Annotated in this window: 12 protein-coding genes; 7 read left to right on the top strand and 5 right to left on the bottom strand. The window is 72.2% G+C overall.

Annotated features, from left to right (window positions below; translation table 11 throughout):
• Positions 1 to 8: 8 nt before the first annotated feature.
• Positions 9 to 1,010, bottom strand: a complete 1,002-nt coding sequence (locus tag SMD20_RS00475; protein WP_329573700.1) for a terpene synthase family protein — start codon at positions 1,008 to 1,010, stop codon at positions 9 to 11.
• Between the two features lie 175 nt (positions 1,011 to 1,185).
• On the opposite strand from SMD20_RS00475, the gene SMD20_RS00470 reads away from it, so the two are divergent.
• Both SMD20_RS00470 and SMD20_RS00465 read left to right on the top strand, forming a co-directional pair.
• Positions 1,186 to 2,094, top strand: coding sequence for a proteasome assembly chaperone family protein (locus SMD20_RS00470; protein WP_329573699.1), 909 nt, complete (start codon positions 1,186 to 1,188; stop codon positions 2,092 to 2,094).
• Positions 2,095 to 2,113: 19 nt separating this feature from the next.
• The gene (locus SMD20_RS00465; protein WP_329573697.1) at positions 2,114 to 3,154 is read left to right on the top strand and encodes a Gfo/Idh/MocA family oxidoreductase; all 1,041 of its coding nucleotides are present in this window, start codon (positions 2,114 to 2,116) and stop codon (positions 3,152 to 3,154) included.
• A 19-nt stretch (positions 3,155 to 3,173) separates the two neighbouring features.
• Here SMD20_RS00465 and SMD20_RS00460 read toward each other — a convergent pair whose 3' ends face one another.
• Positions 3,174 to 3,968, bottom strand: coding sequence for a tyrosine-protein phosphatase (locus SMD20_RS00460; protein WP_329573695.1), 795 nt, complete (start codon positions 3,966 to 3,968; stop codon positions 3,174 to 3,176).
• Positions 3,969 to 4,042: 74 nt separating this feature from the next.
• On the opposite strand from SMD20_RS00460, the gene SMD20_RS00455 reads away from it, so the two are divergent.
• Positions 4,043 to 4,915 carry a hypothetical protein gene (locus SMD20_RS00455; protein WP_329573693.1) on the top strand — a complete coding sequence of 291 codons (873 nt, stop codon included), beginning with the start codon at positions 4,043 to 4,045 and terminating at the stop codon, positions 4,913 to 4,915.
• Positions 4,916 to 4,919: 4 nt separating this feature from the next.
• Here SMD20_RS00455 and SMD20_RS00450 read toward each other — a convergent pair whose 3' ends face one another.
• Entirely contained in the window at positions 4,920 to 7,466 is a 2,547-nt protein-coding gene (locus tag SMD20_RS00450; RefSeq protein WP_329573691.1) for a tetratricopeptide repeat protein, read from the bottom strand.
• An 83-nt stretch (positions 7,467 to 7,549) separates the two neighbouring features.
• Entirely contained in the window at positions 7,550 to 9,652 is a 2,103-nt protein-coding gene (locus tag SMD20_RS00445) for a M6 family metalloprotease domain-containing protein (protein WP_329573689.1), read from the bottom strand.
• A 106-nt stretch (positions 9,653 to 9,758) separates the two neighbouring features.
• On the opposite strand from SMD20_RS00445, the gene SMD20_RS00440 reads away from it, so the two are divergent.
• Together SMD20_RS00440 and SMD20_RS00435 are read left to right on the top strand one after the other, a co-directional pair.
• Entirely contained in the window at positions 9,759 to 10,907 is a 1,149-nt protein-coding gene (locus tag SMD20_RS00440) for a PucR family transcriptional regulator (protein ID WP_329573687.1), read from the top strand.
• Between the two features lie 82 nt (positions 10,908 to 10,989).
• Positions 10,990 to 12,033 carry an amidohydrolase family protein gene (locus tag SMD20_RS00435; RefSeq protein WP_329573685.1) on the top strand — a complete coding sequence of 348 codons (1,044 nt, stop codon included), beginning with the start codon at positions 10,990 to 10,992 and terminating at the stop codon, positions 12,031 to 12,033.
• Between the two features lie 25 nt (positions 12,034 to 12,058).
• On the opposite strand, the gene SMD20_RS00430 is transcribed toward SMD20_RS00435, so the two are convergent.
• Entirely contained in the window at positions 12,059 to 12,517 is a 459-nt protein-coding gene (locus SMD20_RS00430) for a MarR family winged helix-turn-helix transcriptional regulator (protein WP_329573683.1), read from the bottom strand.
• 68 nt (positions 12,518 to 12,585) lie between these two features.
• On the opposite strand from SMD20_RS00430, the gene SMD20_RS00425 reads away from it, so the two are divergent.
• Both SMD20_RS00425 and SMD20_RS00420 read left to right on the top strand, forming a co-directional pair.
• Positions 12,586 to 14,322 carry an ABC transporter ATP-binding protein gene (locus tag SMD20_RS00425; RefSeq protein ID WP_329573681.1) on the top strand — a complete coding sequence of 579 codons (1,737 nt, stop codon included), beginning with the start codon at positions 12,586 to 12,588 and terminating at the stop codon, positions 14,320 to 14,322.
• A gap of 109 nt (positions 14,323 to 14,431) precedes the next feature.
• A complete protein-coding gene (locus SMD20_RS00420; protein WP_329573679.1) occupies positions 14,432 to 15,685 on the top strand; it encodes an MFS transporter in 1,254 nt (417 codons plus the stop codon).
• Positions 15,686 to 15,772: the final 87 nt, after the last annotated feature.

The following is a 15,772-nucleotide window of genomic DNA, read 5'->3' as shown; positions in this document are numbered from 1 at the left end:
CCGGAGGGCTAGACGGCTCGGGGCCAGCGGGTGTCCTCGGGCCACGCGCCGACGTAGCGGGCGCTGCCGAGCGAGAACTCGATGTGCCCGCGGACCCAGTGTTCGAGGCCGCGGACGTACTTGCGGACCGGCAGGGTGGCCCAGCGGTCGAGCGCCGCGCGCCGGTCGAGGAAGGCCGCGACGGAGTCGTTGTGCATCTGCGCGACTTCGACCAGGGCGTCCTGGAGCGTGAGCGACTTGTGCGTGGCCAGCACCGTGACGAGGTTGTGCCGGGCTTTGTCGTTGTCGCGCTCCTTGGCGTAGGACAGCAGGTCGTTGTCCCAGCCGATGAGGTCGCAGGCGAGGTCGGAGAGTGTGCGCACGTCGGGGTGGTGCCACTCCTCGGCTTCGAGCCGGTAGCCGCCGCCCACGTCGATGAGGGCGAAGCAGGTGTACGTGGCCCCGGTGATGCGGCGCATCATGACGTAGTCCTCGGGGGTGGGGATCAGGTCGACCTCGCGGTTGGCGGCCTCCCATATTTGGGCGAACAGGTACTCCTTCACCGTCGTACGCCAGCGGTCCACCTGGGCGGGGGTGGCGAGTTCGGAGATGCGGTGGAGGAGCTCCTTCAGCGCCAGGCCGAACGCGTCGCCCTCGTCGGGCTCGCGGCGGTCGTCCAGGATCTCGAGGAGCGGGGGCAGGGCGCGGGCCAGCGCGGCGGCGCGGTGTCCCATCAGCTCGCCCTCGCAGAAGGCGTCGTCGAACGCGAACAGCCAGTTGTACCAGTCGTTGATCAGCCTGAGGCTGTCACGCGGCACCGCGGGATTGGTCCGTGCCGCGAGCATACCGATCTTGGAGCGCCGGAAGTGCTCGATGGTCTCGGCGCCTTTGAGCATGTGCGAGGCGGCCAGCCAGGTGTGGCTCTCCGCATCGACCGCGACGCCGTGCTCGTTGGTCTCGCTGGGGAACGGGCACGGCAGCGGAGGGATGTGGAGCGGTCGCCCGGAGAAGGAATGCGCAGAAGTAGCCACGCCCCAAGCATGACTACGGACTGCTCGAATGGCCACAGTCAGCATGTTCACCGGCTTTAATTCTTATTTCACACTGTGAATCCCATCCCGCACGCCTCGATAGGGTGCCGTGCGCGGAATCGTTCCGACCCGCCATAGGTTCTGGAAAGAGTACCTACGGAAAGGCTGTCCAACCGTGTTCGACCCGAAGGATCTCTACGAGCTCGCAGATGAGCTGCCCGAGCTGCGTGAGCCGGTGTTGCTGTACCACTTCGACGGCTTCGTCGACGCGGGGGGCTCCGGGCGTCTGGCGCTGGGCCACCTGCTGGCAGAGCTGGAGCACCGGGTCGTGGCGACGTTCGACGTGGACCGGCTGCTCGACTACCGGTCCCGCCGGCCCATCATGACCTTCGACACCGACCGCTGGGTCGAGTGCGAGAGCCCGGAGCTGGCCGTTCACCTGTTGGAGGACGCGACGGGGACGCCCTTCCTGCTGATGCAGGGGCCCGAGCCCGACCGGGAGTGGGAGCTGTTCACCGCCGCGGTGAAAACGCTGGCGGAGCGGCTGCGGGTGAACAAGCTGGTGACCGTGCACGGCATCCCGATGGCCGTCCCGCACACCCGCCCGCTCGGGGTCACCATGCACGCCAGCCGGCCGGAGCTGGTCAACACCCAGAACAGCGCGTTCGGCCGGGTCCAGGTGCCGGGCAGCGCGGCGGCGCTGATCGAGCTGCGGCTCGGCGCGCAGGGCTTCGACGCGATGGGCTACGCCGTGCACGTGCCGCACTACCTGTCGCAGGCGGAATACCCGACGGCCGCGGTGACCGCGCTGGAGGCGGTGACGCGGGGCACCGGGCTGGTGTTCCCGATGGACGCGCTGCGCGACGCCGCCGAGCGCACCACGGCGGAGATCGAGGAGCAGATCCGGGCCTCCACCGAGCTCTCCACCGCGATCACCGGCCTGGAGCAGCAGTACGACGCCTTCGCCGCGGGCGCCGAACGCGAGAACCTCATCGCCGAGTCGACCCCGATGCCGACCGGCGACGAGCTCGCCGCCCAGTTCGAACGCTTCCTCGCCGAACGGGAGGATCCGCCCGCCTCCTGAGCTTGGGTAGCCTGGCCGGATGAGCGAGATCAGGGTCGGGCTGGTCGGGTACGGAGTCGCCGGGGCGTTCTTCCACGCGCCGCTGATCGCCGCCACCCCGGGGCTGCGGCTGGCCACGGTCGTCACCCGCGATCCGGGACGGCAGTCCGAGGTGGCCGGCCGCTACGGCGCGCAGGGCGTCGCCGACGTCCGGGAGCTGTGGGAGCGGAGCGACCTCGTCGTGGTCGCCTCGCCGAACAGGACGCACGTGACCACCGCCGCCGCGGCCATCGAGCAGGGACTGCCGGTCGTGGTGGACAAACCGCTGGCCGGCACCGCCGACGAGGGCCGCGAGCTGGTACGCCTGGCCAAGGAGCGCGGCGTGCTCCTGACCGTCTTCCAGAACCGGCGATGGGACGGCGACTTCCTGACCGTGCGCCGGCTCGCGGAGGAGGGGGCGCTCGGCGAGATCCGGCGCTTCGAATCGCGCTTCGAACGCTGGCGGCCGGTCCCCAAGGGCGGCTGGCGGGAGAGCGGCGGGCCCGAGGAGATCGGCGGGCTGCTCTACGACCTCGGCAGCCACCTGGTGGACCAGGCCATGCGGCTGCTCGGGCCGGTACGCGAGGTCTACTGCGAGAGCGACGTACGGCGGCAGGGGGTCTCCTCCGACGACGACACGTTCGTGGCGCTCACGCACGACGGCGGGGCGCGTTCGCACCTGTGGGCCAGCTCGGTGGCGGCGCGGCCCGGCCCGCGTTTCCGGGTGCTGGGGTCGGCCGGCGCGTACGTCAAGCACGGCATGGACGTGCAGGAGGAGCGCCTGCGCGCCGGGATCGCGCCCGACGCGCCGGGCTTCGGGGAGGACGAGGAGGACCGCTGGGGCGAGCTCGGCACCGCCGAGCGGCACCGGCGGGTGCGCACCGAGCCGGGGTCCTACCTCGACTTCTACTGGGGCGTGGCGGCGGCGCTGCGCGACGGCGGGCCGCCGCCGGTGGACCCGGAGAGCGCGGTGGACGTGCTCACCGTGCTGGAGGCGGCCCGGCTGTCGGCCACCCAGCGCATCGTCGTCCACCTGTCCTGAGGATCGCCGGCCGCGGGCGTCAGTCCCGCAGGCGGGCGCGCATGGCCGCCGTGTCGTCCGCGGTCCAGCCGTTGGCCGCCAGCCAGCCCATCGGCCCGCCGAACCGTTCGTCCAGCACCCCGAGGAACTGCTCCAGGTAGCGGGCGCGGGGCGCATGGTCGTCGGCGGGACGGGAGTCGAGGTCGCCGCGGTAGGTCTCGCTGGCGCGCAGGCGCTCCAGGATCAGCTCCAGCCGCTCGCCGGTCGCCACGTAGTCGGCCACGATGGCCTCCCGCGTCGCGCCCGCGACCTCCAGCGCCAGCGCGCACAGCACGCCGGTGCGGTCCTTGCCTGCCGCGCAGTGCACCAGTGCCGCCCCGTCGTCCAGGGCCATCGTGCGCAGCGCCTCGATCACGGCGGACGGCCGGTCGCGCAGGTAGCCGAAGTAGAAGCCGGTGACCCGCAGCTCCTCGTCCAGCGCCCGCTCGGCCCACGGCAGCACCCGCTCCCCGTCGATGCCGGTGGGGGCGGTGTCGGCCTCGACGTCGGTGTAGCGCCCGCCCTCGGCGAACAACGTCAGATGGTGATGCCGCACCTCCGGCACCCGCGTGAGCGGGCCGGGGCCCTCCAGCGCGACCTCCGGCGTGGAGCGCAGGTCCACCACGTGCCGCAGCTTCAGCTCGCCGACCAGCAGGTCGATGTCGCGGGGCGTGAGCCCCTGCAGGTTGTCGGACCGGAAGATCCGGCCACTCTTCGTGACGCCGCCGTCGCCAAGGGCGACGCCACCCAGGTCGCGCGCGTTGACCGCGCCCTCAAGCTCGATCCACCTCGTCATTTCGCTCATCATCTTCGACCCTATATGTCCACCAAATATGAGCGGATTCGAGCTTCATAACGCAGCATTAACGTATGGATCCACGAGCTCTGCCTCCACGGCTGGTGATCGATCCCTCGCTGCCCCGGGAGATCTCGGTAGAGCTGCGGTCGAGCCCGCACATCCTCCGCATGGCTCGGACCGGCAAGCGCCTGGACACCACGTTCAACCCCGCGCTGCTGTTCGTCCTGCCCGCCTTCCTGCTGCTGATCGGCCTCCTGGTCAGCCTTCCGATCGCCGTCGTGGCCACCGTCGGCGTCGGGCTGATCACGCTGTTGCGGTGGGCGGCGGTGGAGGGGTCGTACCGCACGACGAAACGGCGGCTGCGCCTCGCCTACGCGCACGCCGACCGCTACGTCCTCGCCGAGGACCTGGACTACCCCTGCCAGCAGCTGCTGCGCCGGGCCCAGAACGCGGTCGAGGTCATCCTCGGCTCCAAGGTGCACCGGGCGGGCCTGATCGACACCATCGACAACCAGGTGACGCTGCCGGAGGAGGTCTGGCAGATCGCGCAGCGGCTGCGCAAGCTGTCGGCCATGCACGCCGAGCACGGCAAGCTGGTGCCGCGCGAGCTGCCGCCCGGCATGGAGGAGGCGTTCAAGCCGTACTCGAACGCCCTCGACGCCGCCTGGACGTCGCTGTCGCAGCGGGTACGCCACCTGGAGAAGTACGCCAAACAGGTGGTCAAGACCGACAAGGTCTACCAGACGCACCGGCGGCTGGAGGCGCTGGCGGCCAGGACGCCGGATTACCAGCGGCTGATCGCCGAGACCGTCCACGACGAGCTGGCGCACCAGCACATCAGGGAGCTCGCCGACCAGGCGGCGCACGCGCGAAAGATGTTCGAGGAGAGCATCATCCAGGCGAGGCAGGCGGCGGGCGCGCTGCTGCGTACCCCGCTCACGTGAGCGCTCAGGTGGCGGCCCGCCGGAGCAGTTCGAGGGTCCGGCGCATGCCCGCCTCGTTGCCGAGGCTGCGGTAGATGTCCCTGGCCTGCTCCAGCGGCCCCACGGCGGCCTGCGGCCCGCCCGCGTCCAGGTGGACCTCCCCCAGGTAGCGGAGGCTGAGCGCCATCCACCATCGGTCCTGGAGCTCCTCGAAGGCGGCGACGGCGCGGCGCAGCTCCCGCTCCGACTCCTCGGTGCGGCCGAGGCGGGCCAGCGCGCGCCCCGCGGAGACGGCGGTGCGTGCCCCGCCCCACGAGTCGCCGAGCGCGGCCAGGATGTCCTCCGCCCTGCGTACCTGGTCCAGCTCGCGCAGCCCGCTCGCGGGGTCGCCGACCTCGCCCGCGGCCCGCAGGCAGCGGGCCTCCTCCCACAGCTCGCCCCGCTGCCGGAACATCTCCGCCGCCCGGTCGAGGCTGAGGCTCGCCCGGGTGAACAGTCCGGCGGCGATCCTGCGGTCGCCCTCGCGGTGCTCGCCGCGCGCCTGCGCCGCCAGCACCTCGCCGTAGACGCGCAGCGTCTGGGCCTCGGAGTAGCGGTTGCCCTGGCTCTCGAACACCTGCAGGGCCTCCTCCAGCAGCTCTCTCGCCTCCTCGGGCCGCCGCTCGGCCATCCGCATCTCGGCCAGGTTGCGCTGGGTGCGGGCCATCCACCACGGGTCGTCCTCGCCCTTGAAGGCGGTGATGGCCGCGATCAGGTAGTCCTGGGCGCGGTCCAGGTGACCGTCGTTGAACAGCGTCATGCCGATGGTGCGCATGGCTCTGGCCGCCCACCAGCTCTCGCCCAGCTCGGTGAAGACGTCCATGGCCTGCTTGGCCTCCTCCAGCGCGTGCTCGCGCAGGCCGAGGCCGCCGTGCACGGCGGCGCTGTCGAGCAGCGTGATGGCGAGGGCCCGCGGGTCGCCGGCGCGTTCGGCCGCGGCACGGCCGATCTCCGCGACCGCCTTCCAGTCGGCCCAGTACGCGCGCAGCGAGTGACACAGCGAGCAGAACGCGCGGGCGAGGCCCCAGGTCAGCTCCCACAGTTCGAGCCGGCGGGCCAGGTCGACCATGGCGAGCAGCGTCAGGCGTTCGGCGTTGAGCCAGTCGGCGGCCCGGACCTCGCCGTCGGCGGTGGAGCGGCGGCCGCCCTTGCTCCAGTCCTGCGGCCAGCGGTTCTGGGCGGCCTCCTCGGCGCGGCGGCGGTAGCCGTACAGCACCCGCTCCAGGGCGGCGCGGCGGCGGGCCGGTTCGTCCTGGTCGGCCAGCTCGGCGGCGAAGACCTGGACGAGGTCGTGCAGCCGGTAGCGCATCGTGCCGGTCTGGTCGGTGCCGGAGCATTCGGCGAGCTGGGCGTCGATGAGCGCTTCGAGCTGGTCGCCGCCCTCCAGGCCGCTGATGTCGAGCAGCTCGCCGGCCACCCAGCCGGGCACGTCGGGGGCGGGCAGCGCGCTGAGCAGGCGCAGCAGGCGGCGTTGCATGCCGGTGCAGTCGTCGTAGCTGAGCTGCACCGACGCGCGCACGCTGGTCTCGACGGTCTGGGCCACTTCGAGCTGGTCGAGGCGGCGGCGGGTGTCGGCGAGCCGGCCCGCCATCTCGCGCAGCGTCCACTGCTCGCGGGTGGCGAGGCGCCCGCCGCAGATGTTGATCGCGAGCGGCAGGTGGTCGCAGAGCCGGACGATCTCCTTGGCGGAGGCGAGGTCGTCCACGATGCGGGCGCCGCCGGCGAGCCTGGCCAGCAGTTCGACGCCGTGCGCCTCGGTGAGCACGCCGAGCCGGCTGTCGTGGGTGCCGGCCAGGAACAGCGGGGAGCGCGAGGTGACCAGCACCGCGCAGCCGGGCTCGGCCGGGATGAGCGGCCTGACCTGGTCGGCGTCGTGGGCGTTGTCCAGGCCGATGAGGATCTTGCGGCCCTTGGTCCAGGTGAGCCAGAGCTTGCGCAGCTCGTCGAGCCCGCCGGGATCGGTGGTGAGGCGTACGCCTAGCGCGCGCAGGAAGCCGATGAGGACCTCGTCGGGGCGGACCGGGGCGCCGACGCCGCCGCGCAGGTCGGCGTAGAGGCGGCCGTCGGGGAACCAGCCGGCGATCTCCTGGCTGAAGCGGGTCATGAGGGCGGACTTGCCGACGCCGCCGCGGCCGTAGAGGGAGATGACGAGCGGCGGCGCGAGGTCGCCGGCCTTCCGGCGGGCGGTGGCGACGCCGCGCAGCTCGGCCAGGGCCTCGGCGCGGCCGGTGAAGTGCTCGGGTACGGGCGGCCACTGGTCGGGCGCCTGGCCGCCGCCGGCGCGTTCCGCCGCGCGGCGGCGCGGCTGCGACTCGGTGGTGGCCCAGGTGGTGAGGCCGACGAGAACGGCGGCTGCCACGGTCACGCCGACCTTGGCGGCGGGCGGGATGTCCCAGTCGACGCTGGCCGCCAGGATGCTCGCCGCGGCGGCCGCGAGGCCCGCCGACACGGACGCGGCCCACGGCACCTTCCCGCGCCTGCGGCGGGGCCTGTCGGGTAAGTCCTCGATCTTCTCCGGCAGGTCGTCGCTCAACCGGCACCCCCTTCCGGGGGTCGATTCAAGCCGATGGGGCACGGCCGCGCCAGCCGTGCCCCACCGTTTTCCACGGATTCTCGCTACAGGCCGATCACCTGGCAGCTGGCGGTCATCGTCTTGGTCGGGTCGCTCTCGGACGTGGCCGTGAGCTTGACCTGGGCCAGGCGGGCGCCGCCGGCCTCGCGGACCGCGTTCACGGTCACGGTGTCGTGCTTGCCGAAGGCGACGGCGGCCAGCTCGTTCGGGACCTGGACGGTCCAGCCCTTGCCCTTGACCTCGGCCGACAGCCGGTAGACGTCGGAGCCGAGGTAGGCGCTGACGTCCTCGGGGTGCTGCCCCTGGGCCGGGGCCGCCTTGCCGGTGTTGAACAGCGGGAACTTGCAGGAGGAGAGGTTCTTGCCGGTGGGGACGCCGGCGCCGGGCAGCAGCTTGACGCCGCGCCGCTGCGGGCCCGCGCCGTCCAGCGAGCGGACGGCCACCTTGTACGTCAGCTCGCCGTCCTTGTTGCGCTTCAGGTCGAGGACGTAGAAGTGCAGGCGGTTGGCCTCGTCCACGTGCTCGTACTGGCTGCCGGAGCCGGTGCCGGCGTGGAAGAGCGCGTCGGAGAGCTGGCGGTAGTCGCCGATGGTGATCGGGACCTTGGTGCCGTCCGGCAGGACGTAGTCGGTCATGCCGATGTCCTGCGGGTTGGCGTCGATCACCCACTCGAACGGGGAGCGGTCCTGGTTCTTGGTCTTGGCCAGGAGGACGCCCGAGTCGGGGGTGAAGGAGTCGGCGCCCATGCGGTCCACGACCTCGACGGTGTAGTTCTCGTAGCCGCCGCCGTCGCACATCGGGTCGGCGGTGTTGCAGGAGCTGTTGTCGGCGCCGTCGAAGGCGATGTTGACGCCGGACAGCTCGTCCTTGCCGGGCTGCACGGCGCGCGCCAGCACGTCGGCCACGACCAGGCCGGACTGGGCGAGGGCGGGGCGGGACAGGCGCAGCACGTTCTGCTCGTCCACCATGTTGAGCTTGATCTTGTTGCGCAGCATGTGCTGCGCGCCCATGGACCCGCCCCCGGTCGGCGGGATGAGCCAGCGCGAGTGCGGGCCGCCGGGGCCGTTGAAGCTGCCGCGGCTCAGCATCTCCCAGATGCCGGTGTAGGCGCGCTTCGGGGGCACCGAGTACGGGTTGTTGTAGTTGTCGGCGATGCCGAAGATGTGGCTCAGCTCGTGGGCGTAGACCCCCATGCCGGAGCTCTCGGCCTGCACCGAGTCGACGCCGAAGCGGGCGTTCGGCCAGAAGGTGGAGCCGGCCTGCCAGGAGGTCCAGTCGACGTAGCGGGTCTTGGACCAGTTGGGCAGGTTGGGGTCGTCGGGGCCCCACTCGTCCGGCACGTCCTCCTTGGTGGGGAACTTCATCATGCCGAACTCCTGCCAGGTGGACGACTCGTCCTGGCCGGCGCTCAGGTAGAAGACGAAGTCGAACTGGGCGGCGCCCTCCTGGCCGACGTCGGCGAGCCAGGCGGCGTTGCCGTCGCTCCGCAGGTTCTTGGTGCAGGTGTCGCCGGCGGGGCAGGCGTCCCGCTGGTACTCCATGGCGTACTCGTGGTCCTTGCCCGGCATCGTGTACGGGCCGAACCCGGTCAGCTCGACCCCGATGCGCCCGCCGGAGTCCTCCATCCAGTACTCGTGGATGGTGTGCCCCTTGTTGAGCGCGTTGGGGGTGTTGAGGAAGTCCTGGTAGAACTTCGCGACCTGGTCACGCGGGACGTCGTGGGCCTCGGCGCTCGGGTTCGCGAAGATCGTCGAGCCCTTCGGCTGGGTGACGACGAACGGCTGGTTCGGGTAGTCCAGCAGGACGAGCGCGCCCTTGAAGGTGCGCTGCGAGCCCTTGACGCTGGGGTCGTTCCACTTGGTGCCGGGCGGCTTCTTGTAGTCCGCCCAGGTCATGTTGTCGGGGTTTTCCCAGTTCTGCGGGTCGATCGGCTGGATGCCCGGGGTCGTGGGGCGGCCGCGCAGGGTCTGGGGGCTGTCCAGGGGGGTGTCGCTCTGCCACGGCTGCGTCTGCGGCCAGTGGTCGCGGCGCCACGGGTGCTCGGGGTCGCTGGGGGGTGCTGCGGAAGCTGGGGTCGCCACCAACGCGATCGGAACCATCACGATGGTCGCGAGCAGCCCCTTGAATAGCTTCTTCGGGACAATCACGACACGACGCTATAGACGTTGTTGACCCAGATCATCGCGCAGTTGTAGGGAAGACCCATAGCACCTTGTCCTACAAATGCAGAAATCTCCAGGTGAAGGGGTCTTCGTGGCGGATCTCCAGCGGACCGTGGACGAGCTCGCCGCCCGTCTCGGCCGTCCCCTGCTGCTGGAGGACCGGGTGCAGCGCGTCGTGGCCTACAGCGAGCAGAACGGCGCCATGGACGACATCCGCCGCGACTCGATCCTGCGCCGGCGTACGACGCCGGAGGTGCGCGCCTGGCTACGGTCGGCCGGCATCCACGAGGTCACCGCGCCCATCCGCACCGCGGGCGCGCCGCACCTGGGCCTGCTGCCGCGGGTGTGCGTACCGGTCCGGCACGCCGACGGGCTGCTCGGCTTCCTGTGGTTCATCGACTCGGACCCGCCCATGCCGGACGCCCAGGTCGCCGAGGCCCTGGCCGCCGTACCCGGCCTGGCGCTCGCGCTCTACCACGAGAGCCTGGCCTCGGAGCTGGCCTCGCACCGGGAGCTGGAGGCGGTCACCGGGCTGCTGCTCGGCGAGCAGGACGCGGCCAGGCAGCTCATCGAGGCGGGCGCGTTCCCGCAGGCGCGGGCCGTGACCGTGCACGTGGCCAGGCCGCTCGCGGCCGAGCCGTCGGACTCGCTGCGGCTGGCGCTGGAGCAGGGGCTGCTGGCGTTGCGGCGGCGGCTGAGCGGGCACCATCCGCTGCACCTGGTCCGCTACGACCACGGCGTGCTGCTCACGGCCGGGACCGCGCTCGCGGCGGACGAGCTGCACGCGGCCATGCCGGTGCCGGTGGTCGTCGGGGTCGGGAGGCAGCGGGCGGCGCTGGCGGAGGCGGCGGAGTCGTACCGGGAGGCGCGGCACGCGGCCGAGGTCGCCGCCCGCGTCCCCGCGCTCGGCCGTACGACGGAGTGGGCCCGGCTCGGCGTGTACCGCATGCTCACCCACCTCCCCGCCCAGGAGCTGCATCCGGGGCTGGAGGAACTGCTCGCCGACGCCCAGCACCTGCCGCTGCTGGAGACCCTGGAGATCTACCTCGACCTGGCGGGCAGCGCGGTGGCGACGTCGCGGGCGCTGCGGCTGCACCGCACCTCGCTGTACTACCGGCTGCAGCGGGTGGAGGAGCTCGCGCGCACCGACCTCAAGGACGGCGAGGAGCGGCTGGCCCTGCATCTCAGCCTCAAGCTCGCCCGGCTGTCGGGACGTTACTCACCTCGGGATTTGCCCTAGCGATTTGCGTACTTGGACCTGATTGATTCCCTGGCCCGGCTCACGTTTAATGCCCTGAAGGGTTATCGGACGGAGAGTGCTGATGCCGCTGGCGACGCGTGCGGGACCGATGCTCGGGCGGCCCGCCCGGCCGCGCCCGGGGCGGCGGCGCCCGTCCGCGCCGGTCGTGCTCCACTCCGCGCCGATCGTGCTGCCCGTCAGCGCCGCGCCGCTGCGCGACGGGGCCGTGGTGGTCCGCGGCGACCGGGTCCTGCAGGTGGGGGCGCGGGCGGAGCTGCTCGCGTACTTTCCCGTCGAGACCGAGCACCGCTGGCCCGGGATGATCGTGGCCGGAGCGGTGGACGCCTGCGCGGCCGGAGCGCCCGAGCCCGGCGTGACCGCGCGCGCCACGGTGGTCCGCGATCCGCACGAGCCCGCCGCCGGGCTGCCCGGCATCGCCTACGTCGAGGTGCGCAGCGCCGCCGAGGAGGAATGGGAGTCACGCGAGCGGGACGCCGTCATCACCGCGATCCACGAGGCCGACCGGCCGGGCGGGTGCGGGCTCGCCGCACGTACCCGGGATCCGCAGGTGCTGGAGGACGTGGCGGTGCTGGCCCGTACGTTCGGGCTGCGGCTGCTGGCCGACCTCGACGCCCACGCGCCCGTCGCCCTCGACGAGGCCGGGGTGCTCGGGCCGCTCTGCCACGTGATCTGCTCCCGGCCGCTGGACCCAGGCGAGCGCAAGCTGCTGCGGCTGCGCCGTACGGCCGTGGCCGTCGGCCCCGCGCATCCCGCGGCGGACGTGCTGGCCCTGCTGGAGGAGGGCAACGTCGTCGCCTTCGGCTGTCTCGGGCTGCCGGGCGGGCCGCTCGCGCTGGCGGCGGACGTACGGCGGCGGGCCCGCGAGCTCGGGCTGCGCCCCCGCGGGCTGGACCGGCGGCTGGTGGCGGCGGCCACGCTGGGCGGGGCGCGAGCGCTCGGCATGGACCAGGGGGCGGGCCGGATCGGGACGCTGGGTCCCGGGGCGCGGGCCGACTTCGTGGTGCACGACGCGCGCGGGCGTTATCCGTACGCGGCGCTGCTGGCCGGGGCGCCGTGCGCCGGCACGGTGCTCGGCGGCGCGATCGTCGCGGGCGCCCCCGAATAACCTGGTCACCCCTCGCGTGACCTGGTCACCCCTCGCGGGCCTGCTCCAGGTCGCGGCCCCTGGCCTGCGCCGCCGCGTCCACGGTGGCGAGCAGCTCGCCGAGCTGCTCGCGCTGCCCGGGCGTGAGCACGGCGAACAGGTCCTCGCCCGCCTGCCGGCGCGCGTCGCGGGCCCGCTCGTCGGCCGCCCTCCCCTCGGGCGTCAGCTCGACCAGCGTGGAGCGGCGGTTCGCCGGATCCGTACGCCGCCGCACCAGCCCCGCCTCCTCCAGCGCGTCCACGACGGGCGTGAGCGAGCGCGGCACGATGCGCAGCTCCTCGGCGAGCTGGACCATGCGGAGCGGCCGCTCGGGATCGGCGGCGAGCACCCGCAGCGCCCGCGCGTGGCTCGGGCTGAGCCCCATCGGGACCAGCCGCCGCACGTAACCGTGCCGCAGCCGCCGGTTGACCAGGTGCATCAACTCCGCCAGCTCTCTCTCACCCATGGAGACAGTTTAGCCGGAACAAATATGAGTTAACCTCTGTTTGAGTGCGCATCTGAAAGGAGCACCACTTGGCGGAGGAACCACGGGCGCCGCTGCGGCGCATCATCACCCTGTTCCGCCCCTACCGGGGCCGGCTGGCCCTGGTGGGCTCCCTCATCCTGCTGTCGTCGCTGGTGTCGCTCGCCTCGCCGTTCCTCCTCCGCGAGGTGCTGGACGTCGCCATCCCGGCCAGGGACGCCGGGCTGCTCGCGCTGCTGTCCCTCGGCATGATCGCGGTGGCGGTCACCACCAGCGTGTTCGACGTGGTGCAGACGCTCATCTCCACGACGGTCGGCCAGCGGGTGATGCACGACCTGCGCATCGCCGTGTACGCGCACCTCCAGCGCATGTCCCTGGCCTTCTTCACCCGCACGCGGACCGGCGAGGTGCAGTCCCGCATCGCCAACGACATCGGCGGCATGCAGCAGGTCGTCACCTCGACCGCCTCCTCCCTCGTCTCGAACCTCACCACCGTGATCGCGACGATCGCCGCGATGGCCGCGCTCGACTGGCGGCTGACCGTGATCTCGCTCCTGCTGCTGCCGCTGTTCGTGTGGATCAGCCGCAGGGTGGGCGCCGAGCGCAAGCGCATCACCTCCGAACGGCAGCGCAAGCTCGCCACCATCGCCTCGATGGTCCAGGAGTCGCTGTCGGTCAGCGGCATCCTGCTCGGCCGTACGATGGGCCGCTCCGACGCGCTGACCGAGCGCTTCGGCCGCGCCTCCGACGAGCTGGCCGACCTCGGCGTACGGATGAGCATGTCCGGGCGGTGGCGGCAGGCGTCCATCCAGATCGTCATGGCCGCGATGCCGGCGGTGGTCTACTGGGCGGTCGGCCACACGGGGGCCATCTCGGTCGGGACGCTGGTGGCGTTCACGACGTTGCAGACGAGCCTGTTCCGGCCGGCGGTGTCGCTGCTGCGGCTGGGTGTGGAGGTGCAGACCTCGCTGGCGCTGTTCGGGCGCATCTTCGAGTACCTGGACCTGCCGGTCGACATCCGGCCCGGCACGCGGACGCTGGAGGGGGTGCGCGGCGAGGTGCGGTTCGAGGGGGTCGAGTTCGCCTACGGCGACACGCCCACGCTGAGGGGCGTGGACCTCACCGTCCCCGCGGGGTCGAGCGTGGCGGTCGTGGGCGAGACCGGCGCGGGCAAGACCACGCTGAGCTACCTGCCACCCCGCCTGTACGACGTCACCGGCGGCCGGGTGACCATCGACGGGGTGGACGTGCGGGAGCTGACGTTCGAGACGCTGAGCGCGACCGTCGGCGTGGTCTCGCAGGAGACCTACCTCTTCCACGCCTCGATCGCCGACAACCTGCGCTTCGCCCGGCCGGACGCCAGCGACGAGGAGCTGGAGGCGGCGGCCAGGGCGGCGCGCATCCACGACCACATCGCGGCCCTCCCCGACGGGTACGACACGCTGGTGGGCGAGCGCGGCTACCGCTTCTCCGGCGGCGAGAAGCAGCGCCTGGCCATCGCACGGACGCTGCTGCGCGACCCGCCGGTGCTGATCCTCGACGAGGCCACCAGCGCGCTCGACACGCAGACCGAGCGGGCGGTGCAGGAGGCGCTGGACGCGCTGGCGAAGGGGCGTACGACGATCACGATCGCGCACCGGCTGTCCACGGTGCGGGACGCCGACCAGATCGTGGTGCTCGACCGGGGCCGGATCGCCGAGCGCGGCACCCACGAGGAGCTGATGGCGGCGGGCGGCCACTACGCGGCGCTCGTCAGCCGGGACCGGCCGGAGCTGCTGTCCGCATAATCGCGCTTTAAACCGTGTTCTGCCTCACATTTCGGTCAGACCGGAATGTGCGTGCCGGATCCGCACGTTCGGACCTCCGGTTTGCAAGTTCAAGGCTAGGACCCCCGTTTTGTCTGCGTCATCCTCCACGTTCCGCGCCCTGCGCCATCACAACTACCGGCTGTGGGCAGGGGCCGACATCGTCTCCGTCACCGGCACGTGGATGCAGGTCCTCGGCCTCAACTGGCTCGTCCTGACGATCACCGACTCCGCGACCAGCGTCGGCGTCAGCCTCGTCGTACAGGCACTGCCGACGCTGCTGCTGGGAATGTGGGGCGGGGCGCTCGCGGACCGGCTGCCGACCCGTCCCGTCGTGATCGCCGCGCAGCTCGCGCACGCGGCGCTGGCGGCCGCGCTGGCCGTGATCGCGTTCACGGGAGTCACGTCGGTGGCGCCGATCTACGTGGTGGCGCTGCTCAGCGGCGTGGTGGGGGCGCTCGGCGGGCCCGCGCTCGGCCGCTTCGGCGCCGAGGTCGTGCCGCCCGACGACCTGCCGAACGCGATGGCGCTCGGCTCGATCCTCAGCTCCGGAGCCCGCATCCTGGGCATGAGCCTGGCCGGGGCGCTGCTGCCGCTCACCGGCGACGGCGGCCTGTTCGTGATCAACGCGGCCACGTTCTTCGTGGTCATCGCGGCGGTGCTGGTGATGCGGCGCGCGGAGTTCCACCGGCTGGAGGCGGCCGAGCGACAGCCCGGCGCGGTGCTGGAGGGACTGCGGCTCGTGCTGCGCACCCCCTGGCTGCTCGTGGTGCTGGCGCTGTGGTTCGTCTCGGGCAGCGTGGGCCGCAACTTCCAGGTCACGATGGCCGCCATGAGCGCCGGCCCCCTGGGAGCGGGCGTGGGCGGCTACGGCCTGCTGTCCACGGTCTTCGCCGTCGGCACGGTGATCGGCGGCTTCCTCGCCGCCTCCCGGCCGAGCCTCACCGTACGGCTGCTGCTGATCACCACGTTCGTGACCGGCGCGGCGCAGACGCTGAGCGGGCTCATGCCGGGGCTGTGGGCGTTCGCGGCGCTGATGGTGCCGATCGCGGCAGGCGCGGTGACCGTGGACACCACCGTCAGCGCGCGGGCGCAGCTCGACAGCCCCGAGGCGATGCGCGGGCGGATCATCGCGGCGCTGTCCATCGTCAGCGCGGCCGCGGGCGCGCTCGGCGGGCCGCTGCTGGGCTGGCTCAGCGACACCTTCGGGCCCCGGCTCGCGCTGGAGGTCGGCGGCGTGTGCTGCGTGGCGGCCTCACTCCTCGCGGCCGTGGCCCTGGCCCGCCTTTCGGGCCGGACACTCCGGCAAGCGGTACGGCCACGCCCGGCTCCCACGCTCACCTAACCGTTTGGACAGGTTTTGCTTACCTCGCTTGTCTGCCCCTCCCGATGGAGTTAACCTGTAACTGCAGTTGGAGGTTAGATACAACCG

This window comes from Nonomuraea sp. LP-02, from assembly GCF_036289125.1.
GTDB lineage: Bacteria > Actinomycetota > Actinomycetes > Streptosporangiales > Streptosporangiaceae > Nonomuraea > Nonomuraea bangladeshensis.
The sequence above is the reverse complement of the archived record's forward strand: the minus strand, read 5'-3'. Positions and strand labels throughout refer to the sequence as shown.